25 protein-coding genes and 1 pseudogene are annotated in these 25,040 nt (G+C 71.9%); 18 read left to right on the forward strand and 8 right to left on the reverse strand.

Annotated elements, in window-relative coordinates; translation table 11 throughout:
• Positions 1-29: 29 nt before the first annotated feature.
• Positions 30-1,010 (forward strand): D-erythronate dehydrogenase, encoded by a 981-nt coding sequence (gene denD / locus FV227_RS17435; protein ID WP_147728901.1) that lies wholly within the window; start codon positions 30-32, stop codon positions 1,008-1,010.
• A gap of 83 nt (positions 1,011-1,093) precedes the next feature.
• A complete protein-coding gene (locus FV227_RS17440) occupies positions 1,094-2,959 on the forward strand; it encodes a glycoside hydrolase family 15 protein (RefSeq protein ID WP_147728902.1) in 1,866 nt (621 codons plus the stop codon).
• 196 nt (positions 2,960-3,155) lie between these two features.
• Here FV227_RS17440 and dut read toward each other — a convergent pair whose 3' ends face one another.
• Positions 3,156-3,629 carry a dUTP diphosphatase gene (gene dut, locus FV227_RS17450; protein ID WP_147728903.1) on the reverse strand — a complete coding sequence of 158 codons (474 nt, stop codon included), beginning with the start codon at positions 3,627-3,629 and terminating at the stop codon, positions 3,156-3,158.
• Positions 3,626-4,513 (reverse strand): CoA ester lyase, encoded by an 888-nt coding sequence (locus tag FV227_RS17455; protein ID WP_147859547.1) that lies wholly within the window; start codon positions 4,511-4,513, stop codon positions 3,626-3,628. The genes dut and FV227_RS17455 overlap by 4 nt, the downstream gene beginning before the upstream one ends.
• Positions 4,514-4,597: 84 nt before the next feature.
• Here FV227_RS17455 and FV227_RS17460 point away from each other — a divergent pair, with 84 nt between their 5' ends.
• The 3 genes from FV227_RS17460 (at position 4,598) to FV227_RS17470 (ending at position 6,646) form a co-directional block, all read left to right on the forward strand.
• The gene (locus tag FV227_RS17460; RefSeq protein WP_147859548.1) at positions 4,598-5,380 is read left to right on the forward strand and encodes a DUF429 domain-containing protein; all 783 of its coding nucleotides are present in this window, start codon (positions 4,598-4,600) and stop codon (positions 5,378-5,380) included.
• Positions 5,381-5,391: 11 nt separating this feature from the next.
• Positions 5,392-5,916, forward strand: coding sequence for an NUDIX domain-containing protein (locus FV227_RS17465; protein ID WP_147729560.1), 525 nt, complete (start codon positions 5,392-5,394; stop codon positions 5,914-5,916).
• A gap of 64 nt (positions 5,917-5,980) precedes the next feature.
• A complete protein-coding gene (locus tag FV227_RS17470) occupies positions 5,981-6,646 on the forward strand; it encodes a carbonic anhydrase (protein WP_147843815.1) in 666 nt (221 codons plus the stop codon).
• Positions 6,647-6,829: 183 nt separating this feature from the next.
• Here FV227_RS17470 and FV227_RS17475 read toward each other — a convergent pair whose 3' ends face one another.
• Positions 6,830-7,555 carry a DUF4142 domain-containing protein gene (locus tag FV227_RS17475; RefSeq protein WP_147859549.1) on the reverse strand — a complete coding sequence of 242 codons (726 nt, stop codon included), beginning with the start codon at positions 7,553-7,555 and terminating at the stop codon, positions 6,830-6,832.
• A 233-nt stretch (positions 7,556-7,788) separates the two neighbouring features.
• Here FV227_RS17475 and FV227_RS17480 point away from each other — a divergent pair, with 233 nt between their 5' ends.
• The 5 genes from FV227_RS17480 (at position 7,789) to nudC (ending at position 11,984) form a co-directional block, all read left to right on the forward strand.
• Complete coding sequence (locus FV227_RS17480; protein WP_246686490.1) at positions 7,789-8,919, forward strand: acyltransferase; 1,131 nt, start codon at positions 7,789-7,791, stop codon at positions 8,917-8,919.
• An 83-nt stretch (positions 8,920-9,002) separates the two neighbouring features.
• Complete coding sequence (locus FV227_RS17485) at positions 9,003-9,866, forward strand: universal stress protein (RefSeq protein ID WP_147728435.1); 864 nt, start codon at positions 9,003-9,005, stop codon at positions 9,864-9,866.
• Positions 9,867-9,988: 122 nt separating this feature from the next.
• On the forward strand, positions 9,989-10,555 hold the full coding sequence (locus FV227_RS17490) for a hypothetical protein (RefSeq protein WP_147728436.1): 567 nt from the start codon (positions 9,989-9,991) through the stop codon (positions 10,553-10,555).
• Between the two features lie 96 nt (positions 10,556-10,651).
• Entirely contained in the window at positions 10,652-11,065 is a 414-nt protein-coding gene (locus FV227_RS17495; RefSeq protein WP_147728437.1) for an HIT domain-containing protein, read from the forward strand.
• 7 nt (positions 11,066-11,072) lie between these two features.
• Positions 11,073-11,984 (forward strand): NAD(+) diphosphatase, encoded by a 912-nt coding sequence (gene nudC, locus FV227_RS17500; RefSeq protein ID WP_147728438.1) that lies wholly within the window; start codon positions 11,073-11,075, stop codon positions 11,982-11,984.
• A gap of 185 nt (positions 11,985-12,169) precedes the next feature.
• Here the strand turns inward: nudC and FV227_RS17505 are convergent, their stop codons facing one another.
• The gene (locus FV227_RS17505; protein WP_147859551.1) at positions 12,170-13,912 is read right to left on the reverse strand and encodes an EAL domain-containing protein; all 1,743 of its coding nucleotides are present in this window, start codon (positions 13,910-13,912) and stop codon (positions 12,170-12,172) included.
• Positions 13,913-14,162: 250 nt separating this feature from the next.
• On the reverse strand, positions 14,163-15,263 hold the full coding sequence (gene modC, locus FV227_RS17510; protein ID WP_147859552.1) for a molybdenum ABC transporter ATP-binding protein: 1,101 nt from the start codon (positions 15,261-15,263) through the stop codon (positions 14,163-14,165).
• 62 nt (positions 15,264-15,325) lie between these two features.
• On the opposite strand from modC, the gene FV227_RS17515 reads away from it, so the two are divergent.
• Positions 15,326-15,982 carry a glutathione S-transferase gene (locus tag FV227_RS17515; RefSeq protein ID WP_147729155.1) on the forward strand — a complete coding sequence of 219 codons (657 nt, stop codon included), beginning with the start codon at positions 15,326-15,328 and terminating at the stop codon, positions 15,980-15,982.
• Between the two features lie 71 nt (positions 15,983-16,053).
• On the opposite strand, the gene modB is transcribed toward FV227_RS17515, so the two are convergent.
• On the reverse strand, positions 16,054-16,746 hold the full coding sequence (gene modB, locus FV227_RS17520) for a molybdate ABC transporter permease subunit (protein WP_147729156.1): 693 nt from the start codon (positions 16,744-16,746) through the stop codon (positions 16,054-16,056).
• 87 nt (positions 16,747-16,833) lie between these two features.
• Complete coding sequence (locus tag FV227_RS17525; protein WP_147729157.1) at positions 16,834-17,037, reverse strand: hypothetical protein; 204 nt, start codon at positions 17,035-17,037, stop codon at positions 16,834-16,836.
• A 239-nt stretch (positions 17,038-17,276) separates the two neighbouring features.
• Between FV227_RS17525 and FV227_RS17530 the strand changes: the two genes are divergently transcribed.
• The 7 genes and pseudogenes from FV227_RS17530 to FV227_RS17560 all read left to right on the forward strand — a co-directional run bounded on the left by FV227_RS17530 (position 17,277) and on the right by FV227_RS17560 (position 24,013).
• The gene (locus FV227_RS17530) at positions 17,277-18,227 is read left to right on the forward strand and encodes a 50S ribosomal protein L11 methyltransferase (RefSeq protein WP_147859553.1); all 951 of its coding nucleotides are present in this window, start codon (positions 17,277-17,279) and stop codon (positions 18,225-18,227) included.
• Positions 18,228-18,257: 30 nt separating this feature from the next.
• Positions 18,258-18,443 carry an Rmf/CrpP family protein gene (locus FV227_RS17535; protein ID WP_147729957.1) on the forward strand — a complete coding sequence of 62 codons (186 nt, stop codon included), beginning with the start codon at positions 18,258-18,260 and terminating at the stop codon, positions 18,441-18,443.
• A gap of 63 nt (positions 18,444-18,506) precedes the next feature.
• Entirely contained in the window at positions 18,507-20,312 is a 1,806-nt protein-coding gene (locus FV227_RS17540) for an aminopeptidase P family protein (RefSeq protein ID WP_147859554.1), read from the forward strand.
• A gap of 250 nt (positions 20,313-20,562) precedes the next feature.
• A complete protein-coding gene (locus tag FV227_RS17545; protein ID WP_147729322.1) occupies positions 20,563-20,964 on the forward strand; it encodes a type II toxin-antitoxin system RelE/ParE family toxin in 402 nt (133 codons plus the stop codon).
• Positions 20,948-21,271, forward strand: a complete 324-nt coding sequence (locus FV227_RS17550) for a DNA-binding transcriptional regulator (protein WP_147729321.1) — start codon at positions 20,948-20,950, stop codon at positions 21,269-21,271. Before FV227_RS17545 ends, FV227_RS17550 begins: the two co-directional genes overlap by 17 nt.
• A gap of 64 nt (positions 21,272-21,335) precedes the next feature.
• Positions 21,336-21,694: pseudogene (locus FV227_RS17555) on the forward strand (DDE-type integrase/transposase/recombinase); the annotation flags it as partial.
• Positions 21,695-21,853: 159 nt separating this feature from the next.
• Complete coding sequence (locus FV227_RS17560; protein WP_147859555.1) at positions 21,854-24,013, forward strand: protein-disulfide reductase DsbD domain-containing protein; 2,160 nt, start codon at positions 21,854-21,856, stop codon at positions 24,011-24,013.
• 208 nt (positions 24,014-24,221) lie between these two features.
• Here FV227_RS17560 and phoB read toward each other — a convergent pair whose 3' ends face one another.
• Positions 24,222-24,923: a phosphate regulon transcriptional regulator PhoB gene (phoB, locus tag FV227_RS17565; protein ID WP_147728560.1), complete on the reverse strand. Its 702-nt coding sequence runs from the start codon at positions 24,921-24,923 to the stop codon at positions 24,222-24,224.
• Positions 24,924-25,040 lie beyond the last annotated feature (117 nt).

Consider the following 25,040-nt stretch of genomic DNA (forward strand, 5'->3'; position numbering starts at 1 on the left):
GGCCGAACATGCCGACCAAGGAGCTTCCCATGCACGCCCTGATCCTCGGCGCTGGCGGCATGATCGGCCGCCGGCTCACCAAGGCCCTGGTCGCGTCCGGCGCCGTCGGCGGCGCGCTGCTCGACGCGCTGACCCTGATCGACGTGGTCCAGCCCGACGCGCCCGCGGGCTTCGCCGGCAACGTCCGCACCGAGGCCGCCGACCTCACCGCGCCGGGCGCGGCCGACGCCGCCATCGCCGGGCGGCCCGGCCTCGTCTTCCACCTCGCAGCCGTCGTCTCGGGCGAGGCGGAGGCGAACCTCGAGCTCGGCTACCGGGTCAACCTCGACGGCACCCGCCTGCTGCTCGACGCGATCCGGCGCGCGCACCTGGCCGACGGCTACCGGCCGACGGTGGTGTTCACCTCCTCGCTCGCGGTGTTCGGGCCGCCGCTGCCGCCGGTGATCGGCGACGACTGGATCGTCACGCCGGCCTCCTCCTACGGCACCCAGAAGGCGATGGGCGAGTTGCTGGTCGCCGACTATTCCCGTCGCGGCTTCCTCGACGGCATCGCCTTGCGCCTGCCGACGATCTGCGTGCGCCCGGGCAAGCCGAACAAGGCGGCGTCGGGGTTCTTCTCCGGAATCATCCGCGAGCCGCTGGCCGGCCAGCCGGCGATCCTGCCGGTGCCCGAGACCGTGCGCCACTGGTTCGCGAGCCCCTCGGCCGCGATCGGCTTCCTGCTCCACGCGGCCGGGCTCGACCTCGCCCGCCTCGGGCTGCGGCGTGCGCTGACGCTGCCGGGGGTGTCGGCCACCGTGGCCGAGGAGATCGAGGCCCTGCGCAAGGTCGGCGGCGACAAGGCGGTCGCCCTGATCCGCCGCGAGCCCGATCCGGCCGTCGCCCGCATCATCGAGACCTGGCCCGAGGCCTTCGCCACCGAACGCGCGCTCGACCTCGGCTTCACCGCCGACGCCTCGTTCGACGCGATCGTCGCCGAGCACGTCGCCGAATTCCACGCCGGGACATAAACCTATGTGACATTTCGTCAGGCACGGTCGAACCGGGGATGCGACGCGTTAGAACGGGTCGAGCCTCCGGGAAACGCATCGCCTTGTACAAGCCCATCGAAGACTACGCCGTCATCGGCGACACCCACTCAACCGCGCTGATCGCCCGCGACGGCTCGGTCGACTGGCTGTGCTGGCCGCGTCACGATTCGCCGGCCCTGTTCCTCGCGCTGCTCGACGACGACAAGGGCGGCTCCTGCCGGATCGCGTTCGAGGGCCTGCGCTCGACCTCGCGGCGCTACCTGCCCGAGACCAACGTGCTGGAGACGACCTTCGTCACCGAGACCGGCAGCGCCCGGCTGGTCGACGTGATGCCGGTCAACCCGCCGACCCCCGAGCCCGAGGAAGGGCCCGACGGCGAGGGCGAGAGCCGCCTGATCCGCCTGCTCACCTGCATCGACGGCCACGTCGCCGGGCGCTTCCTGGTGCACCCGACCTTCGACTACGCCCGCTGCGACGGCATCCCGATAGCCGACGGCGCGACGGTGCTGTTCGAGGCCGGCAAGCAGCGGCTCCGCGTCAACGCTGCGCCCGAGCCGAGGCTCGACGGCGCGGTCGCGGTGAGCCGGTTCGCGATCGCGGCGGGCGAGACCGCCTACCTCGTCCTCACCCACGGCGAGGACGGGGAGCGGGCCGCGATCGACGATTTCGCCGGCGCCGAGCGCCGGGTCGCGGCGACCATCGACTACTGGCGGCGCTGGAGCGAGCGCTGCACCTATCACGGCCCCTATCGCGACGCGGTGCTGCGCTCGGCCCTGTGCTTGAAGCTGCTGACCTACTCGCCGTCGGGCGCCATCGTCGCGGCGGCCACCGCCGGCCTGCCCGAGGCGGTTCCGGGCAACCGCAACTACGATTACCGCTTCACCTGGATGCGGGACGCGACCTTCACCGTCACCGCCTTCGTGATGCTCGGCTACGTCCGCGAGGCCTCGGAGTTCCTGCGCTTCCTGCGCGAAGCGGACGGCAGCTTCGGCCGCGACACCAAGCTGCTCTACGGCATCGCCGAGGCGATGCCGCCGGAGGAGGAGCTCGACCACCTCTCCGGCTGGCGCGACGTCGGGCCGCCGCTGATCGGCAACGCCGCCGAGGGCCAGGACCAGCACGACATCTACGGCGAGCTGGTGCGCGCGCTCTGCGTCTTCCTCGAAGCGGTCGAGTACGACCCGCCGGAGAAGGTCCACGACCGCCTGCCCGAGGTGCTCGACAACCTCACCCGCCGCGCCATCGCCTGCCGCGACGAGGCCGACGACGGCATCTGGGAGCTGCGCACCGGCCCGCGCCACCAGCTCCACACCAAGGCGATGCTCTGGGTGGCGCTGAACGACGCCGCCCGGATCGGCCGCAACATCGAGGGCGTGCCGCCGGAGAAGATCGAGACCTGGGAGCGGATCGCCGCCGAGATCCGCGCCGACTACCTGGAGAAGGCCTGGAACGAGGAGCGGCAGGCCTTCACCGGCGCCTACGGCTCGCACCACCTCGACGCGGCGGTGCTGCGCGTGGCGTTGTTCGGCGCGATCGACCCGAGCGACCCGCGCCTGCGCAAGACGCTGGCCGCGATCGAGGACGAGCTCGGCGTCGGCGACCTGATCTACCGCTACCGCATGGACGACGGGCTCACGGGCGACGAGGGCACGTTTACCGCCTGCGCCTTCTGGCGCGTCGGCTGCCTGGCGCTCGACGGCCGCACCGGCGAGGCCAAGGCGGCGTTCGAGCGCCTGCTGGCGCGCGGCAACGACGTCGGGCTGTTCGCCGAGATGATCGACCCGGAGACCGGCGAGCAGCGCGGCAATACCCCGCAGGGCTTCTCGCACATGGCGCTGATCAACGCGGCCCTGCGCCTGCAGGACACGATCGGCCGCTTCGGCCTACCCGAGGAGGGATGCGTCGCGACGAAGGCGGCGGCGGAGTAGACGCAGCGCGGGGCTTTCGGCTGACCGCGCTCACTTCCCTCCCCCCCTCTGCGGGGGAGGGTGGGCCTCGCGTCAGCGAGGGTCGGGAGAGGGGTGCGACGCTTCCTGATACGGCGCTCCCCTCTCCCGACCCGCTTCGCGGGCCACCCTCCCCCGCAGCGGGGGGAGGGAAGTAGCGCGCTCCTTCGTGGCCTCGTCACCGGCCGCTCGACCCGAACCCGCCGACGCCCCGCGCCGATGCCGGCTCATCCGCGTCGGTCACGACCAGCCGCGGCCGCGCGACCCGCGTGAACACCAGTTGCGCGATGCGCTCGCCCGGCGCGATCCGGATCGGGTCGCCCGCCGGGTTGCGGTTCCAGGCCGAGATCAGCAGCGGGCCCTCGTAGTCGGCATCGATCACCCCGGTGCCGTTGCCGAGCACCAGCCCGGCGCGATGGCCCAGGCCAGACCGGGGGAAGATCAGCCCGCACCAGCCGGCATCCCGGATCAGCACAGTGAAGCCGGCGGGGATCAGCGCCGGCGGCCCCTGCGGCGCGAGGTCGAGCGCCGCGTCGAGGCAGGCATGGAGGTCGAGGCCGGCGGCCTGGGCCGAGCCCCATCGCGGAAACCCCCACCCCGCCAGCCGCGGATCGAGCCCACGGATGCCGACTTCGGGCAGCGCGTCGCTCACGGCCGGCGCACCGCGATGGCGTCGGCCAGGGCGACGATGCGATGGGCCTCATCGGCATGGGATCGGTCGATCGTTCGGCCCCGGAACGCGGCCGTGCCGCGCTCGCGGGCGGCCGGCGCGGCGAAGGCGGCGATCGCCGCACGCGCCTGCGCGACCGCATCCGGGCTCGGGCCGAACACCGCGTTGGCGGCGGCGATCTGCGCGGGATCGATCAGCACCTTGCCGTCGAAGCCGCCGTCGCGGGCCTGCTCGGCCTCGGCGCGGAAGCCGGCCTCGTCGGCGGTCGCCTCGAACACGCCGTCGATGACGTCGATCTCGTAGGCGCGGGCCGCGGCGACGACGCTCATCAGCAGCGGCATCAGCGCCCGGCGGCCGGGGACGCCGCGGCGGATCCGGGTCGCCGCGGCGAGGTCGCCGGTGCCGACGACGAGGCAGGACAGGCGGGTGTCGACGTCGCGCGCGGCGCTGGCGATCGCGCCGACCTGCAGCACCGCGAGCGGGCTCTCGATCATCGCCCAGATCCGCAGCGTCGGCGCCGCGCCGAGGCGCCTCAAGCGGGCGCCGACGGCCACCAGGGCGTCGGGGCCGCTCACCTTCGGCACCAGGATCGCGTCGGGGCCGGCCGCGGCGATCGCCGCGAGGTCGGCCTCGCCGTGGGCCGAATCGAGCGCGTTGATGCGGACCACCACCTCGCGATGACCGTAGGCACGGCCCGTCACCGCGGCGGCCACCGTCTTGCGGGCGGCGTCCTTGGCCTCGGGCGGGACGGTCTCCTCCAGATCGAGCAGCACCGCGTCGACCGGCAGGGTGCGAGCCGCTTCCAGGGCCTGCGGGTTCGAGCCCGGCAGGGACAGCACGCTGCGACGCGGACGGATCTCGGTCATGGCGGCATCTTTCCGTCGGCGGGGCGACGTCCGTAAGACAGAAGCGCCGATAGCGTTCTCCGGACGGCGAGACAAGGAGCGGGAATGGCGCGCTGGATCGCGGGACTCGACGGCTGCCGCGGCGCCTGGGCCGGCGTGCTGCTCGACCTCGACGATCCCGGCCGCCACCGCGCGGCCCTGTTTTCCACCGTCGCCGAGTGCCTCGACGGACCGGAAGCGCCGGTCTCGGTCGGCATCGACGTGCCGATCGGACTGCCGGACCGCGCGACGGGCGGAGGCCGGGCGGCCGACCGGGCCGCACGCGCCTATCTCGGCGCCGGCCGGTCGAGCGTGTTCCCGGTGCCGCCGCGCGCGGCGATCTTCGCCGACGACTACGAGACCGCCAAGGCGCTGTCGCGCGCGGGCAGCGCGCCGCCCTTCGCGCCCTCGATCCAGTGCTTCAACATCTTCCGCTACATCCGCGCGGTGGACGCCCTGCTGCGCGAGCGGCCGGCGCTGACGGCGCGCCTGCACGAGGTCCACCCCGAGATCGCCTTCCGCCGCCTCAACGGCGACCGGGCGCTGGCGGCGGCCAAGAAGGGGCCGCAGCGGCAGGCCGGGCTGAACCTGCGCCGGGCGCTCCTCGTCGCCGCCGGGCTGCCGGAGGCGCTGGTTCACGGCGCACGGCCGCGCGGCGTCGGTGCCGACGACCACCTCGACGCGATGGCCGGCCTCGTCGTCGCCCGCGACATCCTCCTCGGCCGCGCGAGCCCGCTGCCGGACCTGCCCGAGCGCGACGCCCACGGCCTGCCGGCGGTGATCTGGATGCCGGCGCCGCTTCAGGGGGGCGACCGGCCCGAATCCCGCGAGCCAGGCAAAGTCTGCTAACGACCTGGGCCATGAGCGAACAGACCCGAGACCCGAACCCCGCCATCCGCCACGTCGCCCGCGCGCTGGTGTTCGATCCCGCCGACCGGCTGCTGCTGATCGAGTACGAATCGGTGCACGCGCATGCGCCGGACGGCACGCCGCTGCGGTTCTGGTTCATGCCGGGCGGCGGGCTGGAGCCCGGCGAGGACCACGTCACGGCCTGCCGCCGGGAATTGTCGGAGGAGATCGGCCGGGCCGACTGCGCGATCGGCCCGCAGGTCGCGGCCTGCGACGGCCCGTTCCACCTGTTCCGGCAGTCGCGCGATGCACGCGAGCGCTATTTCCTGGTGCGTCTGCCCGACAACCGGATCGACACCAGCCGCCTGATGGAGACCGAGGACAACCCGCTGCACGGCACGCGCTGGTGGACGGTGGCCGAGCTGCTCGCCACCGAGGCGCGGATCGAGCCCGCCGGCCTCGGTCAGCTCGCCGAGCGCCTCGTCGCCGGACACGTTCCAGACGCCCCGATCATCCTGACCTGGCAGCAAACTTGAGCGTGGAACAGGGGGCTCAGGCCACTCGTTCCGTGACGGAATTTCTCGATTGTCAGGAGGACTCATGTTTCCGACCGCGCTCACCGACGGCTACCGTTCCTTCCTTTCCGGCCGCTTTCCGACGGAGCGGAAGCGCTTCGCCGAGCTGGCGACCGCCCAGGAGCCCGAGACGCTGGTGATCAGCTGCTGCGACAGCCGGGTCGCGCCGGAAGCGATCTTCGACGTCGGCCCGGGCGAGCTGTTCGTGATCCGCAACGTGGCCGCCATCGTGCCGATCTACGAGACCGGCGGCGACTATCACGGCACCTCGGCGGCGATCGAGTTCGCGGTGCAGGGCCTCGAGGTCAAGAACATCGTCGTGCTCGGCCACGCCAGCTGCGGCGGCATCAAGGCCTACGCCAACAAGGCCAAGCCGCTCTCGAAGGGCAACTTCATCGGCAAGTGGGTCTCCCTCGTCGAGCCCGCCGAGGCGAAGGCCGGCGATTCGAGCGCGCCCGAATACCTCACCCGCCTCGAGCACGCGATGGTCAGCCAGAGCCTCGAGAACCTGATGACCTTCCCGTTCATCAAGGAACGGGTCGAGGCCGGCACCCTGAAGCTGCACGGCGCGCATTTCGGCGTGGCCACGGGCGACCTGCTGGTCCGCAATCCCGAGACCGGGGACTTCGCGCAGGCGGTCGATCGGAGCGGCGAGCCGCTGCGCCCCTCCGCGATGATGAGCTGCAGCTGACGCGTCCGGCGAGGCGGGTGCTTTCCTTCGAGAGCACCCGCCTCGCCTTTCAATCCGAGATCAATCGGAACGGGAAGGCCAGGGCCGACGAAAGACCGGACCAACGAAAAGGGCGGCAGGCTTACGCCTGCCGCCCTGTCTCATGAGCCGCGCTCGGCGTCGGCGCCGAGCGGGATCGGACGATTACATCGCGTCGCGGGCGCCCGGCAGGCGCTGGGCCATGCCGTAATGGTGCTGCAGCACCGGCAGGGCCTGCTGCGCGTAGGTGCGAAGCGCCGGGTTCGGGCCGGACGAGGCGTAGGCCTCGGTCATGCCGATCGTCATCCGGTGCGCCTGGACCTGCTGACTCACGTAGAGGCGGTCGAAGCGCGGGCCCGACGGGGTGGCGGAGAGCTCCGCCAGCATCGCCTGCTGCTCGGGGCTGGGCTGAACCACCGTGGTGCCGGCCGTCTGATCGACGTCGGCGTTGCCGAGGCGGCTGCCCGCTGCGGCGCCGCGCTGCGCGCCCGAGCCGAGACCTTCGAGGCCGCCGACCGGGCCGCCGTTCAGCGTCCCGCCGACCACGCCCGCGGCCGCGCCGGTCGCCGCGCCGACGGCGCCACCGGCCACCGCCAGCGGCGCGCCGATCAAGCCGTCCACCGGACCGCCGACCAAGCCGCCCTGCGCGGCGACGTAGTTGCGGTCACCGCCGACGAGGGCGACGTTGGCCGAACGGTGGTCGCGGATCGCTTCCTGGGCGTAGGTCCGGATCTGCGGGTTGCGGGACTTCGACAGCGCGATCTGGCTCGACTGGATCTCGAAGGCGTTCGCCTGCAGCGACTGCAGACGGAAATCGCTCAGGCCCTGGGCCATGGCCGGGGTCGAGACGGCGAAGGCGAGCGCGGACAGGACGGCGTATTTCTTCAGCATTGAAAACCTCGATCGATGAATGGTGAGCGTGCAAGCCGGCGTAGTTGTATCGCCCATACCGGTTTCAACCGAAACGGACGGCGACAGCACTTCATCGAACCAACGATGACGATCGCGCATGGTTCCTCTGGTCTTGCCTGACCTTGCGCCGTCCGCCGCGCGGGCTGCGGCGCTTGATCCGCCCTGCGGCAGCCGCCATGCCTTTCGCCGTCCTTCCGTCCCGAGGCCCCGCCTTGACGCCCCGCTCCACCCAGATCTTGTCAGTTCAGATCCTGCGCGCGGTCGCGGCGCTGCTCGTCGTGATGCACCATGCGCAGGCCGAGGCGACCGCGCTGGCGCAGCGGACGGGCGCGGCCTTCGCCCCGAGCGGGCTGCTGCCCTGGGCCGGCGGCGTCGACGTGTTCTTCGTGATCTCGGGCTTCATCATCGTCCACGCCGCGGCGCCGCACGCGGTCGGGCGCCATGCGGCGGAGAGCGGAGGTCGGCGCCGCTTCCTGGCGCATCGGATCGCGCGGGTGGTGCCGCTGTACTGGCTGGTCACCGCGCTCTACCTCGCGGTCGGGCTGGCGGCGCCGTCGGCCCTCAACGGCAGCGGCGGACCGCCGGACGCCGGCCAGGTCGTCGCCTCCTTCCTGTTCTGGCCCGCGGCGCGGCCGGACGGTGCGGTACTGCCGCTCTACGGCCTCGGCTGGACGCTCAATTGCGAGATGGCGTTCTACGCGCTGTTCGCGCTCGGTCTCGGCTGGGGTCGCCGGGCCGGCATCGCCTGGCTCGTGGCGGCCCTCGTCGGGATCGTGCTGGCGGGCGCCTGGCTGAAGCCGGACGCCGTGCCGCTGGCGTTCTGGTCGAACCCGGTGATGCTGGAATTCGGGCTCGGCGCCCTGATCGCGCTCGCACGCGGCGAGGGCGTGCGGCTGGGCGGGCCGGCGCGCGCCGGCCTGGCGCTCGTCGGGTTCGGCCTGCTCTTGCTCGTCGCGCGCACCGGCCCATTCCCGGACGGGTTCCTGCGCCCGCTCGCCCTCGGCATCCCGGCGGCCTTCCTGGTGGCGGCGGCGGCGCTCGGCCGCTCGCGGACGCAGGCGCGACCGCCCTCGCCCGTCGTGTCCGCCCTGGCCGCGCTCGGCGACGCCTCCTACGCGCTCTACCTCGTCCATCCCTTCGTCCTGCGCGGCCTGCGCGAGGCGCTCGCGCGCTCCGACCTCGCGCCGTGGCTCGGCCCCTGGGTCGCGCTCGGCGCGATGGTGGCCCTGAGCGTCGTGGCGGCCCTGCTCGTCCACCGCCATGTCGAGCGCCCGATGACGCGTCTCGCCCGCGCCCGCCTCGATCCCGATCGCCATTCCCTTCCGAGGCCGAAAACCGTGTGAGCGCCGGGCGGCTGCGAGTTTCCCGCCGCGGCGATCCGCATTAGCGTCGCGACGGTGATGGCGAACCCGAGCGAGGCGACGCGATGAAGACCCTGCTGGTGCCGATCGCGCTCCACGACGCCCTGCCCTCGGTGCTGGAGACGACCCGCCTGGTGGCGCAGCGCTTCGGCAGCCTGATCGAGGGCGTGTCGCTGCGGCCGGCGCTCGCCGAGTACGTGCCCGTCGACATGGTCGGCGGCATGACCTGGCTGCGCGACGAGGAGGCCGACCGGGCCGAGGCCGAGGAGGCGGGCGGGCGCTTCGTCGCCTTCATGGACGGGGCTGGCATCCCGCGCCACGCCCGCGACGGCCTGTGCGTTCCCGAGAACGTCGCCGGCGCCGGCGCGCGCTATCGCTGGCGGCAGGACGTGCCGGCGGGCGACGCCTTCCTCGGGCAGTACGCGCGCCTGTTCTCGGCCACCGTCGTCGGCCGCCCCGGCGCCGCCGACGGCACGCCGCGCATGACCACCCTGGAGACGGCGCTGTTCGAGGGCGGCCGCCCGATCCTGGTGGCGCCGCCGACCCCGCCGACCCGGTTCGGCGACGCGATCCTGGTTGCCTGGAACGGCTCGACCGAGACCGCGCGCGCCGTCGCCTTCGCGATGCCGCTGCTGCGGGCCGCCTCCCGCGTGCTGGTGCTCAGCGTCGAGGGCGGCACGGTGCCGGGCCCGAGCGCCGAGGACCTCGCCCGCTCGCTCGCCTGCGAGGGCGTGGCCGCCGACCACAAGGCGCTTCCCGCCGGGCGCCGGACGCCGGGCGAGACCTTCCTCGCCGAGGCGAAGGAGTTCGGCTCCGACCTGCTGATCAAGGGCGCCTACACCCAGAGCCGGCTGCGGCAGATGATCTTCGGCGGCCCGACGAGCCACCTGCTCGCCCACGCCGACCTGCCGATGCTGATGGCGCACTGACGGCGTGTGCCGCGCGCGAAGCGGGAACCTCGACCGTTCGCCCGACGTTCGCGCCTCGCCGGCCATCCCGGTCGAGTGAGGGGCTGACGACAGTGATCCGAGCTTGTCTGATCGCGCTCGCGATGGGTGCGACCTCCGTTGCGGCGCAGGCCGCGGAATCCTTCGCGCGCTACCAGGGCACCGTCGAGGCCCGCGACGCCGACACGCTGATGATCCGGCGCGCGGTCGGCGGGTCCGTCACCGTCCTGATGAACGTGAAGACGCGCCTGTTCATCGCGACCGCAGGCCGCCTCCGCGACATCAAGCCGGAGAGCTACGTCAGCATCGTCTCGGTGCCCGGCGCCGACGGCAAGCCGAAGCCGATCAAGGTCGCGATCTACTCGCCGTCCGAGCGCGGCTTCGAGGCCGGCACCAAGCCCTGGGACGCGGCCCCCGACGCGCGGCTCACCGCGGGCTGGATCGGCGGCCTGTCGCTCGATCCGCCGCGGCAGGTCGAGCTGGTCTACGACGGCGGCAGCAAGTCCTTCACCATCCCGCCCGGGACGCCGACGGCGCAGATCGCCCCGGGCGAGAGGGCTCTGCTCGTGCCCGGCGCCGACGTCGTGGTGCTCGCGCGCACCGACGCCGACGGTCTCGTCAACGCCGACCTCGTCGCGGTCGGCCGCGCGGGAACCGAGCCGACGCTGTGACATCGCGCGCAGCGCGACGCCGCCGGCCGGTTCGGGCCGGCGGCCCGTGAGCGCGGGCATGGCGCCGGGACGCGCGCCCGCGCTACATCGCCCGGCATGACCGATTTCCTTCTCGATTCCCGGCTCGCCGCCGACACCGTGCCGGTCGGCGACCTCGGCCTCTGCTCCGTCCTGCTGATGGACGATTCCCGCTTCCCGTGGCTGATCCTGGTGCCGCGCCGGGCTAATTTGAGCGAGCTCACCGATCTCGCCGCCGAGGATGCCGCCGCCCTGTGGCGGGAGGTCCACCTCGCCACCGGGGTGATGCTGGCGCTGGCCAAGCCCGACAAGGTCAACGTCGCGACGCTCGGCAACGTGGTGGCGCAGCTCCACGTCCACGTGGTCGGGCGCTTCCTGTCGGACCCGGCCTGGCCCGGCCCGGTCTGGGGCTTCGAGGCGCGAAAGCCGTATCCGCACCATGCCCGCGCGCAGCTCGCCGAGCGGGCCGGCGCCCTGTTCGCAGCAGCCTGAGGTGGCGATGACCGACCCCTTCGCCACCCTGGGCTTCACGCAGAGCCGGCTCGTCCGCCATTCCTCGGAGCAGGCGGAGGACGCGGTGCCGCCCCCCGACGCGCCGGGCACCCGGCTGGTGCTCCTGGCCGGCGACGCGCTCGTGCTTCGGGGCGGGAGCGCGATCCTGGAGGCCGAGGACGGCGTCCGCGCGAACCCCCTGATCACCCAGGAGCGGATCTTCCTCGGGCATCTCGACGGGCGGCCGATCTTCGCGGCGGTGGCGGCGCCGGAGGCGGCCGAGGCCTATGCCGGCGACGGCTTCCGGACGCTCGACCTGCGCACCATCGCCACCGAGGGCGCCGTGCCGCAGGACGAGCTCGGCCTGCTCGCCACCGCGAAGTCGATGCTCGGCTGGCACGCGCGCAACCGCTTCTGCGCCAATTGCGGCACGCAGACCCTGGTCCGCGCCGGCGGCTTCCGGCGGGAATGCCCGACCTGCGCCGCCCATCACTTCCCGCGCACCGACCCGGTGGTGATCATGCTGATCCGCCGCGGCGAACGCTGCCTGCTCGGGCGCGGCCCGCACTTCAAGGAGGGGATGTACTCGTGCCTCGCCGGCTTCCTCGAGCCCGGCGAGACGATCGAGGCCGCGGTCGCGCGCGAATCCTACGAGGAGACGCGGGTGCGGGTCGGCGCGGTCGGCTATCACACCTCGCAGCCCTGGCCGTTCCCGTCCTCGCTGATGATCGGCTGCACGGCGGAAGCCCTGGACGAGACCATCGTCACCGACCCGACCGAGCTCGCCGACGCCCGCTGGTTCGACCGCGCCGAGGTGCTGGCAATGCTGGAGCGGCGCCACCCGGACAACCTCTTCGCCCCACCGGCGATGGCGATCGCGCACGTGCTGATGCGCGCCTTCGTCGAGGGGCGGGCCTGAGGGCCGAAACCCGTCGTTTGCCACAGACTGCAGCTGCCCGGAATCGGTCATTCCTGGCCGGGCCGCTTCCGGGCGAACAGTGGAACGGCCCGACATCTCCCCCGTTTCGCCGCGGCGGGCAGACCACCTGACACGCGGATCGGAACGGGCTCCGCGAACGCGCTTGCAGGTTTCCTGCTCGTCGATCAGCTCGCGATCTTCTCAAGGCGCCCGAGACCTTGGAAAAGATCCTCGAACCGGGCCGCCGGCAGCGCCTTGGCGTACAGGAATCCCTGACCCTGCTTGCAGCCCATCTCGAGCAGCCGCGCCTCCTGGTCCGACGTCTCGATTCCTTCTGCGATGATGTCCAATCCGATGTCGTTCCCGATCTGGATCATGGAGCGCACGATCGCCGCATCGTGCTGATCGGTCATCAGGTCCCGGACGAATCCGCGATCGATCTTAAGGCGGGTCAGAGGGAAACGCTTGAGCGAGCTCAAGGAGGCGTAGCCGGTGCCGAAATCGTCGAAGGAAATGCCGACGCCGCGACGATGCAGGTCGCGAAACGGGCGGAGGACAGGCTCTTCGACCTTCAGGAAGATCGTTTCCGTGATTTCCAGCTCCAGCATCTCCGGGCTCAGCCGGTGCCGCTGGAGAGCGTCGGCGACATCCGACGTCAGCGTCCCCGACCGGACCTGGGCGGTAAACAGGTTGACGCCCATTTTCCGGATCGGGAGCCCTGCGTCGCGCCAAGCCGCCATCTGCCGGCAGGCTTCGTCGAGGATCCAGCGTCCGACCTCGAGTGCCAGGGGGTGCTCCTCGAGCTGGGACAGGAAGGCGCCCGGAAACAGCAGACCGCGTTCGGGGTGCTGCCATCGCAGGAGGGCCTCCGCACCGTTGATGCGCCTGGTATCCAGAGCCACCTGCGGTTGGTAGTGGAGCACGAACTCACCAGCCGCGACCGCCCTGCGCAACTCCGACTGCAGCGTCAGTCGCGAAAGCAGCGCGCTCCGCATGTCGGGCTGAAACAAGCGGAAGCGACGCTTGCCGTCCTGTTTCGCGCGAAAGAGCGCCAAGTCCGCATTGCCGACGAGCTCGCCTGCCGACAGGCCCTGCGTCGGGCTGATGGCGCCTCCGATGCTGGCGCCCAAGTGGAAGGTATGTCCTAAGACGCAGAACGGTGCCGCGAAGGCGTCGAGAAGCGCGGCGGCTCTGGCTGCGACCTGCAGGGGATCGGTGGCGCCCGGCAGCATCACCGCGAACTCATCGCCGCCGAACCTGGCGACGATCGCATCCTGATCGAGCCAGGCCGGCAGACGGATGGCGAGGGTTTGGAGGACGGCATCACCGGTGCCGTGCCCCCAGCTGTCGTTCACCTCCTTGAATCCATCGAGGTCGAGCATGAGGACGCACGTGGCCTGACCGGCGGCGAGCCTCGCGTCGAGCGTCTCTTCGAAGGAAGCGCGGTTGGGCAATCCGGTGAGCGTGTCGTGATGCGCGAGCCTGACCAGATGCTCGTCGCGGGCGCGCCATTCCGAGATGTCGCGCATGATCGCCCCGAAGCCGAGGCCGAAGCGGTCTCTCCAGATCGACAACGTGAACTCGGCCGGAAACTCGCTGCCGTCGCAACGTCTGGCGGTGACCTCGATCGTTCGACCGGCCATCCGGGAGGACTCGTTGCGGGCGATGCGCGCCAAACCCGCCGCGTGGCTGGCGCGAAACCGTTCGGGAACGACGAGATCGACGTTTTGGCCCAGCATCGCGCCGGGTCCGTATCCGAAGAGCGCCTCGGCCGCCTCGTTCACGAAGGTGATCCGACCGGTGCCGTCGTTGGCGATGAACGCATACGTGGCGGCCCGCGCGAGTCCCACGGCACCGGCCAACGCGGTCTCCGACGAGACGGGGTCGTGAGAACCGAATGCTTGCTCGGTCGCGTCGATGTCGGTCATCACTTCAGCTCAATGGACTCCACGCATTGCGAAGAAGCAATATGTCACGTTAATCGGATCGAATTAAACTTGTGTTACAGTCAATCCAATCGATTAAAAACTACCGGATGCTGATTTTACTCCTAGAAGAACTGTGGTTTTGGGTGCGCAAACCGCGCCGAACACACTCGGAGCGCACGGCCCATGAACGCCCGTTTCCGAGCGCAGCAATCGGCTGCTGCGGCTGCAGCGGGCCGAGTCAGACCATGCCTCAAATCTCGATCGCCCGCCGCCCGCCCATCCCGGCGGGATCGAGGGCGACGCTCTTGATCACCGCGTGGACGGGGCGGCCGACCGCGAGGTCGAGGTCGCGCACGGCGGCCCCGGTCAGGCGGGCCGCGAGCACCGCCCCGCCGCACGCCACCTCGACCATCACCGCGTTGCCCGCCGGGATCAGCGCCGCGACCCGGCCGGAGAGGATGTTGCGCGCGCTGAGGCCCGACGGCACCGCGGTCGCGATCAGCACGTCGCGGGCCGGCACGCGCACCCGCACGACGCTGCCGATCGCGCGCGGCAGGAGCGGGACGAGCAGCCGCCCGGCCACACCTTCGAGCCGGGTCAGGCCGGCCGCCGGGTCGTGCCCGGCGACCGTCATGTCGAGCAGCGCGCCGGCCTCGGCCTCGTGGACCGGGACGAGGTCGGCCCGGCGCAGGATCGCCTCCGCCGGGCCCGCGGCGGCGACGCGGCCGGCCTCCAGCACCACCACGGTGTTGGCGAGCCGCGCGACCTCGCCGACCGCGTGGCTGACGTAGACGATCGGGATCCCGGCCTCGTCGCGCAGGCGCTCGATATAGGGAAGGATCTCGCCCTTGCGCGCCTCGTCCAGCGCCGCCAACGGCTCGTCCATCAGCAGCAGGCGGGGTCTCGCCAGCAGCGCCCGGCCGATGGCGACGCGCTGGCGCTCGCCGCCGGAGAGACCCGCGGGCTGCCTGCCGAGCAGGTGGCCGATGCCGAGCATCTCGACCACGGCGTCGTGCTCGGCCCGTTCCGCCCGGCGGCCCGCGAAGAAGCGGCCGTAGCCGAGGTTGCTCCGCACGCTGAGGTGGGGAAACAGGCGGGCATCCTGGAACACCAGCCCGATCCGGCGCCGGTGCACCGGCAGGGCGATGCGCCGGTCGGTGTCGACCAGCGTCTCGCCGGCGACGACGATGCGGCCGCGATCGGGCCGGCTCAACCCGGCGATCAGGTCGATCAGCGTGGTCTTGCCCGAGCCCGAGCGCCCGAACAGGGCGGTGAGCCCGGCCCCGGCGGCGAAGGCGGCGTCGAGCGTGAAGGCGCCCCGGCGCAGGGCGACGGCGACGTCGAGCGTCATGCCGGGCGGCTCGATCGGCGCGGACCGGCGTTGTGCAGCGATACCCTCACGGAAGGCCGCGCATGATCACCGTCCACCACCTGGAGAACAGCCGCTCGCAGCGGGTGCTCTGGCTGCTCGAGGAGCTCGGCCTGGACTACACGGTGAAGCGCTACGCCCGGGACCGCGAGACGATGCTGGCGCCGCCGGCGTTGCGGGCGATCCACCCGCTCGGCAAGTCGCCGGTGATCACCGACGACGACATCGTGGTGGCCGAGTCCGGTGCCATCGTCGAATACCTCACCGCCCGCTGCGGCGGCGCGCTGGTGCCTGCGCCGGGCACGGAAGCGCATCGCCGCTACACCTATTGGCTCCATTACGCCGAAGGCTCGGCGATGCCGCCGCTGCTGCTGAAGCTGGTGTTCTCCCGGCTGGCGCCGGGCAGCCCCGCCCTGGTGCGCCCCCTCGCGAGGGGGATCGCCAAGGCGGTGACGGCCAAGTTCGTCGACCCGGAGCTGCGCCGCCACGCCGCCTATTGGGAGGAGGAGCTGTCCGCCCGGCCGTGGTTCTGCGGCGCGGACTTCACCGCCGCCGACATCCAGATGAGCTTCCCCCTCGAAGCCTTCGCCGCACGCGGCACCGGAGCCGGCGCCGAGCTGACCGGCTGGCTCGCCCGCATCCATGCCCGCCCGGCCTACAAGCGGGCGCTGGAGCGCGGCGGGCCGTACGCCTATGCGTGAGGCGCGGTTGTGGGGCTTTCCCCTCCCCCCTCCGCGGGGGAGGGTGCCCCTGGCATGCGACGAAGATTCCATCACCCCGCTCCCAGCTTCCGGCCGATGCGGCGGGCCAGCACCTCCGAGAGCAGCAGCGCGGTCATCGACAGGGCGACCGAGATCAGCGTCAGGCGCAAGGCGCCAGCCTCGCCGCCCGGCACCTGCGTCAAGGTGTAGATCGCCGAGGGCAGCGTCTGTGTCTCGCCGGGAATGTTCGAGACGAAGGTGATGGTCGCGCCGAACTCGCCCATCGCCTTGGCGAAGGCGAGCACCGCGCCGGCGAGGATGCCGGGCAGGCTCAACGGCAGCGTCACCGTGAGGAACACCGCGATCGGCCGGGCGCCCAGCGTCGCGGCCGCCTGCTCGAGCCGGGCGTCCACCGCCTCGATCGACAGGCGCATCGCCCGCACCATCAGCGGGAAGCCCATCACCGCGCAGGCGAGCGCCGCCCCGGTCCAGCGGAAGGCGAACACGATGCCCGCCTCGGCGAGCCACGCGCCGACGAGGCCGCGTCGCCCGAGGGTCAGGAGCAGCAGGTAGCCGGTCACGACCGGCGGCAGGATCAGCGGCAGGTGCACGAGGCCGTCGAGGACGGCGCGACCCGGAAACGTGCGCTTGGCGAGCAGCCAGGCCACCAGCAGGCCGGGCCCGAGGCTCGCAAGCGTCGCGACGGCGGCCACCTTCAGGCTCAGCGCCACCGCTGTCCACTCGTCGGGCGTCAGGTCGAGCAAGGATGGCGCGTCCCGTCCGGGCGCCGCGGATCGTCGCGTCCCCTCACGCTGCAGGCTTGGACGCGGACGATGCCGCGCGCAAGCCGCTCAGGCGTCGAACTCGTCTCCGCGGGGCTTCGCGTCCTCGGCGCGGTGCAGCCGGCTCAGCAGCACGAGGAGCTGGCCCGGCAGGGGCGTGTCGAGGGCTTCGGCCCCGAGCAACGTGTCGCGGGCGCGGACCGGTTGGCGGCGGCGGCGCGAGACGCCGTTGAGGACGACCGGCCGACGAACGGATGGTCTCGAATTGGTCACGCGGACGCACCCTCGATGGTCGAACGACTCGGACGACGCGGAGAAGTGACCGAAAACGCTGCACGGTAACCCCGGTTCCGGGGGTCCATATGATGAACGGGTAAACAATCTGCCGCATTGCCAGGCGATTTTGCCGCGGTTGCCGACCTTGGCCATCGCGGGACCGGACGGGCCACAACATTTCCGCCGCGGACTGCGCCACACGTCGCGGAACGCGGCCGAGGGTGGTAAGGCCGGCCATGCTCGAAGGCCTGCACCCGAACCGCCCGACCCACGTCCTGCAGCTGATGACCGACGAGCGGTCGGCGCGCACGATGACCGACCTGCTCGGCGAGATGTTCGACCCGACCGAGACGGCGGTCGCCGCCTTCGAGGCGGAGGACGGGGTGACGTGGCGGCTGGAAGCCTACTTCGCCGACGCGCCGGACGAGGGTTTCATCCGCGACCTGATCCGCCCCGTGGTCGGCGCGCACGCGGACGCGGCGGAGTTCCGCACCATCGACCAGAAGGACTGGGTCCGCGCCTCGCTCGAAGGCCTCGTGCCCGTGCGGGCCGGCCGCTTCCGCATCCACGGCTCGCACGACCGCGCCACCGTGCGGCCGAACGAGCTCGCCATCGAGATCGAGGCGGCGCTCGCCTTCGGCACCGGCCATCACGGCACCACGCTCGGCTGCCTCAAGGCGCTGGTCGACGTGCTGAAGCGCGGGCGCCCCGGCCGGGTGCTCGACGTCGGCACCGGCACCGGCATCCTCGCCTTCGCCGCCGCCAAGGCTCTGCGCCGGCCGGTGATCGCCGGCGACCTCGACGGCGAGGCGGTCAGGACCGCCCGCGCCAACGCCCATGCCAACGGCCTCGGGCCGTACCTCAAGCTCTACGAGGCGCCCGGCGTGCGCAACGCCCTGGCCGCGCGGCCGCGCCACTTCGACGTGGTGTTCGCCAACATCCTCGCGCGCCCGCTGCGGCGGCTCGCGCCGACGCTGTCGGCCGTGGTGGCCGAGGGCGGCGTGCTGGTGCTCTCGGGCCTGATCGAGCGCGACGTCGCCGGCGTGCTCTCGGCCTACCGCCACCGCGGCTTCCATCTCGCTTCGAAGGGCACGATCGAGGGCTGGGTCGCCCTGGTGCTCCGCCGCGGCGGGGCGGCGCCGCGGCCGCTCGCCCGTGGCGCGCGCGGCGGTTTCCCGCATCGCTGAACCGAACGCGGGCGCCCGCATTTTCCCGGCATGACCGACACGCCCGCGAAACCGCCCGCCGATCCGATCACCGAAGGCGCCCGCGCCCGCAGCCACGGCCGCCCGAAGGATGCATGCCCCTACCCGGTCGGGTCCGATGCGCGCAGAGCCTGGCTCGAAGGCTACGACGGCACACCCGGCGATCGTGCCCCCGACCCGCCGATGGATGGCGGCTGAGATCGCATCGATACCCGCTGAGGTCGGTTGCCCGCCGACCCGCGCCGGCGATACCTTGGCCGGATGAGCCGCACCCGCTTCCAGACCTTCGACGATTCGAGCCACCGCAAGGCGGCGGAGCGCGTCGCCGCCCTTCGTGCCGCCCTTCGGGAAGCCGGCGTCGACGGCTTCGTCGTGCCGCGGGCCGACGAGCACCAATCCGAATACGTCCCGGCCAATGCCGAGCGTCTCGCCTGGCTGACCGGGTTCACCGGCTCGGCCGGCACTGCCGTGATCCTGGCGGATGCCGCGGCGCTGTTCGTCGACGGACGCTACACCCTGCAGGCGCCGGAACAGGTCGATCCCGGCGTGGTCGCGATCGTGCCGCTCGCCGAGAGCACCGCCGAGGCCTGGATCGCCCGGACGCTGCGGCGCGGCGCGGTGCTCGGCTACGATCCCTGGCTGCATACGCCCGATGGCGTCGCCCGCCTGGAACGCGCGGCCGCCAAGGCCGGCGCGGAGGTGAAGGCGCTCTCCGAGAACCCGGTGGACGCGGTCTGGGCCGGGCGACCGAAGCCTCCGGCCGGACGCGTCGCCGCCCATCCGCTGGATTTCGCCGGAGAGGCCGCGAGCGAGAAGATCGCGCGCATCCGCGCCGAGCTCGAGACCGGCCAGTGCGATGCGCTGGTGATCTCCGATCCGCACAACCTCGCCTGGGCGTTCAACCTGCGCGGGGCCGACGTCGGCCACACGCCGCTCGCGCTCGGCTACGCCGTCCTGCCGCGCGAGGGCCGGCCGCGGCTCTTCCTCGCCTCCGGCGACGTGACGGCGGAGGCGCGCGACGCGCTCGGACCGATCGCCGACATCGACGGGCGCGACGCGTTCGAGCCGGCGCTCGGCGAGCTCGCGGGCAAGCGCGTGCGCCTCGATGCGGCGACGGGCGCGGTCGCGCTGAAGGAACGCGTCGCGGCGGTGGGCGGCACCGCCGACGTCGGCCCGGACCCGATCACCGCGATGAAGGCGGTGAAGAACCAGGCCGAGATCGCCGGCGCCCGAGCCGCGCACCGGCGCGACGGGGCGAGCGTGGTGCGCTTCCTCGCTTGGCTCGACGGGCAGGACGCGCCGAGCGAGATCGCCGCGGTGGAGGCGCTAGAGGATTTTCGCGCGGCCGGCGGGGATCTGCGCGACGTCTCGTTCCCCACGATCTCCGGCTCCGGGCCGAACGGGGCGATCGTGCATTACCGGGTGACGCGCGCCACCGACCGGAGGGCGGCGCCGGGCGAGCTGTTCCTGATCGATTCCGGCGCGCAATACCCCGACGGCACCACCGACATCACCCGCACGGTGGCGGTGGGCGCACCGAGCGCGGAGATGCGCGATCGTTACACCCGCGTGCTGCGCGGCCACGTCGCCATCGGCCGCGCGGTCTTCCCCAAGGGCACCACCGGCGCGCAGATCGACACCCTGGCGCGCCTGCCGCTCTGGGAGGCCGGCCTCGACTTCGACCACGGCACCGGCCACGGCGTCGGCGCCTTCCTGTCGGTGCACGAAGGCCCGCAGCGCATCGCCAAGACCGGGACGGTGGCGCTCGAGCCGGGCATGATCCTCTCCAACGAGCCGGGCTATTACCGGGCGGGCGCCTACGGCATCCGCATCGAGAACCTCGTCCTCGTCGAGCCCCGCACGGTGCCCGGCGGCGAGCGCCCGGTGCTCGGCTTCGAGACCCTGACGCTCGTCCCCTACGATCGCCGCCTGATCGTGCCGGAGATGCTGAGCCCGGACGCGCGCGCCTGGGTCGACGCCTACCACGCCCGCGTCCGCGACGTGTTGTCCGCCGACCTCGACCCGGAGACGCGGGCCTGGCTGGAGCGGGCGACGGCGGCGCTTTGAAGCGGATCGCACGCATCTCGGGAAGCGGCGCATGCCACCTCTATCGGGAAGGCGCATGGCGTTCTGGTGTCGGCACTTGTCGCTGCTCCGCCCCTGCCGACGATAGCGACGTGTTCCGACCGCCCCGTAATACCCTCTGCAACAACGCCCACCGCGAGCAGGCTTCCTCATGGACGACATGTGCCGTCCCGACACTTGGCCGGAGGTAGGTGCGCCTTGAATGGGATAGCACCCAGTGCTACCTCAACGCATGGCCCATGACGCTGCTGGCATCGAAGCCGGCGGAAGGACCGGGCGGATTTTCAGGACGGCCGTGTTCTCCCGCATGGCCCGAAAAGCGCGCGTCAAGGACTCGGAGCTGTGCGAGGCCATTCGCGAGGTGATGCGTGGGCAGGCGGACGACCTTGGCGGCGGGGTCTTCAAGAAGCGCCTGAACAAGAACATGCACCGCAGCATCATCCTCGCGAAGGGTGGCCGGCACTGGGTGTACGCATACCTCTTCGCCAAGAAGGACCGCGGAAACATCGACGACGATGAGCTACGGGATTTCAAGCTGCTCGCGAAGGCCTATTCCACTCTGAGCGATAAGCAGATCGATACGCTTCTCGCCGATAAAGACTTAGTAGAGATCTGTGATGACCGCCAAACGTAAGTACAAAAGTGACATTTCTGAGGCGATCCACTCCTCGGCATCGATGCTGCACAAGGTGGGAGCGCTCGATAAGCTCTCCATGCGTGATCTGGATGCTCGGCATCTCGTGGTGCCCGATGTGATCGACCCAGCACAAATCAAGCATATCCGCCTTGCGAACAATGTCAGCCAGCCGTTGTTCGCGCGCTATCTCAACACCAGCAAGAGCACGGTTGAGAAGTGGGAGACCGGCGCCAAGCGGCCAAGTGGCATGGCCCTTAAGCTTCTCGCGGTCGTGGAGAAGCACGGCATCGCAGTCCTGGCCTGAGCCACCACGCGTCAGCTCACGGCGGGCCCGCCGCGCCGAGATGCCTGGCAGCAAAGGCGTGTCACGGTTCTTCCGCAAAATGCCTTCGACCCAGCCATTGCCCGCATCGGCACGGATGGCGCCGGCCCGCACCTGCCGGCCATCGCCGAGAGCGGGAAGATCGGGCTGCCGCCTCGCGCGCCGATCAGCGACGTCACCAGGCATCGGCAGCAAGGCATCGCGAGCGACCACGTTTGGATAAAGCAGTCGATGTTGCGGGCGGGCGGCTTTCGCTCGTTCGACACAGCGGGACGCACGATCCAGGCCTTCGATGTCGTGCTCTGGCTGCGCAAAGGCTTCGGCTTCGCCGACGCGCGGACGATGAACGCGCGGAACCGGTCGCTCGCGCTCTGCTTGGGGCTTGCCCGGTCGATCATAGGGTGAGAGCGGGACCGCAGGGGTCGTTTCGCGTCTCGGATCCAAGACCTGGGTTACGTGCTCCGTTCCAACCTGTCGCAAGCCCACGATTTTACCCTCCGCCGGTTCGGGCCTATGAGGATGGCGGCGTGAAACCGTCGTCGTCGGTCGCGCGATAAGGACCGCATGATCCGCGCAGCCGCCCTCCTCCTGTCCCTGCTCGCGTGGCCGGTCGCGGCCCAGGGCTTCAAGCCGCCGGCCGACCTCGTGCGGGCGAGCCTCGCGGCGGAGCCCGCGGCGGTGGCGGGCGCCACGCCGTTCACCGTCGCCATCCGCATGGCGATGAAGCCGGGCTGGCACGTCTACTGGCGCAATCCCGGCGATTCCGGCCTGCCGCCGGAGGTGACCTGGACGCTGCCGGCGGGCTTCTCGGCCTCGGCGATCCAGTGGCCGGCGCCGCACCGCATCCCGATCGCGACGCTGATGAACTTCGGCTACGAGGGGGAGGCGATCCTGCTCGTGCGGGTCACGCCGCCGCCGAGCCTCGACCCGGCCGCGCCGGTGACGCTGGCGGGCAAGCTCACCTATCTCGTGTGCGAGACGGAGTGCATTCCCGGCTCGGCCGATCTCGCCCTGACGCTGCCGGTCGCGCGCGAGGCCACGGCCGATCCCGGCAACGTCGACCTGTTCGCCCGCGCCCGCGCCGCCCTGCCCAAGCGCGCGCCGTGGCCGGTGCGGCTTTCGAGCCAGGGCGACCGGCTCGCCCTCGACCTCGAGGCTCCGGGCCTCGCCGCGGACACGGTCCGCGCGGTGGCGTTCTTTCCCTATTCCGAGACGGCGATCGACAACGCCGCGCCGCAGCCCTTCACCGTCGACGCTTCGGGCCTCCACCTGACGCTGACCCGCGCGACGCCCGCCGACCCCGCGCCCGAATCGCTGCCCGGCGTGCTGGCGATCGACGAGGACACCGGCGGCGGCCTCGTTCGGCAGGCCTTCGCGCTCGGCGACGAGGCGCCGCTCGCCGGCGGCGGCGCGATGCCGAGCGTGGCGCCGGCGGCGGCGCGCACCGACCCGGCCGAGGCGCTGACCCTGTGGACCGCGGCCGGCCTCGCGCTGCTCGGCGGCCTGATCCTCAACCTGATGCCCTGCGTCTTCCCGGTGCTGTCGATCAAGGTGCTGAGCCTGGTGAGGCATTCCGGCGAAGCGCCGGCGCGGGTCCGGCTGCACGGGCTCGCCTACACCGCGGGGGTGCTGGCGGCCTTCCTGGCGCTGGCCGCGCTGCTGATCGCCCTGAAGGCCGGCGGCGCCGGGATCGGCTGGGGCTTCCAGCTGCAATCGCCGACCGTGGTGGCGGCTTTGGCCTACCTGCTCTTCGCCATGGGCCTGAGCCTGTCGGGCATGCTTCACCTCGGCGGGCGGCTGGCCGGGCTCGGCGACGGGCTGACCCGGCGGGCCGGGCTCCAAGGCTCATTCTTCACCGGCGTGCTCGCGACGGTCGTGGCCACGCCGTGCACCGCCCCGTTCATGGGCTCGGCCGTGGGCTTCGCGCTGACGCAGTCGACCGCTGCCGGCCTCGTCGTGTTCGCGAGCCTCGGCCTCGGCCTCGCCCTGCCCTTCCTGGCGCTCACCCTGTGGCCGCCGGCGCTGCGCGCCCTGCCCCGGCCCGGTGCCTGGATGGACGTGCTGAAGCAGGCCCTCGCCTTCCCGATCTACGCCACGGTCGCATGGCTGGTCTGGGTGCTGGCGCAGCAGGTCGGGCCGCAGGGCCTGCTCGCGGCGCTGATCGGGCTGGTGCTGATGGGCTTCGCCGCCTGGGCGTGGGAGCTCGGCCGCGACGCGCGGCCGGTCCGGGCGCAGCTCGCCCGCGGCCTCGCGGTGCTCGCCGTCGCCGGCGTGGCGGGGCTCGCCCTCACCCTCGATCACGACCGCGTCGCACCGGGGGCTCAGGCCCGGGCCGAGGGGATCGAGCCGTTCACGCAGGCCCGCCTCGACGCGCTGCTGGCGAGCGGCCGGCCGGTCTTCGTCGACATGACGGCGGCGTGGTGCATCACCTGCCAGGTCAACGAGCGCACCTCGCTCGGGACGGCGGCGGTCGGCGCGGCGATGCGCGCGCGCGACGTCACGTATCTCAGGGGCGACTGGACCAACCAGAACCCGGAGATCACCCGCCTGCTCGAGCGCCACGGCCGGAGCGGCGTGCCGCTCTACCTGCTCTACGCGGGTGCCGGAGAGCCGACGGTTCTGCCGCAGATCCTCACCGAGGGGACGATGCTGAGCGCGCTGGACGCCGTGAAGGCGACGGGCCGCAGCGCGGGGCTCGACGGCGGGGGGACGAAGGTCCCCTGAAGCTTGGTAAAAATATAATTTTCGTAGGACTGAAATCACTTCAGTGTGCGCGACGGCTCCCTCTCCCATGGGGAAAGGGTTGGGGTGAGGGGCGTGACCGACCCGGATGACTCACGCCCCTCATCCTGTCCTTCTCCCCATGGGAGAAGGGACCCACGGCAGGTCGCGGATCGTTGCGATCGCTTGAGCCGTCCACCGAAAGCCGAACTCAATCCTCGCCCGAGAACGTCTCGTCGAAGGCGTACCCCGAGCCGCGGACGGTGCGGATCGGGTCGGTCTCGCCGGCGCGGTTCAGGGCCTTGCGCAGGCGGCCGACATGCACGTCGACGGTGCGCTCGTCGATGTAGACGTCGTGGCCCCATACGCCGTCGAGGAGCTGCTCGCGGGAATAAACCCGGCCGGGGCTCTGCATCAGGAACTCGAGCAGCTTGAACTCGGTCGGCCCGAGGTGGATCTCGCCGCCGGCCCGGCGCAGGCGATGGCTGTCGCGGTCGAGCTCGATGTCGCCGGCTTCCAGCAGGTTCGCGACGTGGCTGGGCTTGGCGCGCCGCAGCAGCGCGCGGACGCGCGCCAGCAGTTCCGGCACGGAGAACGGCTTGACGATGTAGTCGTCGGCCCCCGTCCCGAGGCCGCGGATGCGGTCGCCCTCCTCGCCGCGGGCGGTGAGCATGATGACCGGCAGGGACACCGTCTCGCGCCGCGCCCGCACCCGGCGGCACAGCTCGATTCCGGAGAGCCCCGGCAGCATCCAGTCCAGCAGGATCAGGTCGGGCACCTGCTCCTGCAGGCGCAGCTCGGCCTCGTCGCCGCGGGCGGCGGAATCGACCTCGAAGCCCTCGGCTTCGAGGTTGTAGCGCAGGAGGGTGGTCAGCGCCTCCTCGTCCTCGACGATCAGGATCCGCGTACGCATGCAGGGCACTCCCGGGCGGACCGCCCGACTTTCTCATCCATCGCCACGGACCTCCCTCCCCCCTGAAGCGGGTCGGGAGAGGGGAGCGCCGTGTCCCGCGCGGTCGCTCCCCTCTCC

The organism is Methylobacterium sp. WL119 (genome assembly GCF_008039875.1).
Taxonomy (GTDB): domain Bacteria; phylum Pseudomonadota; class Alphaproteobacteria; order Rhizobiales; family Beijerinckiaceae; genus Methylobacterium.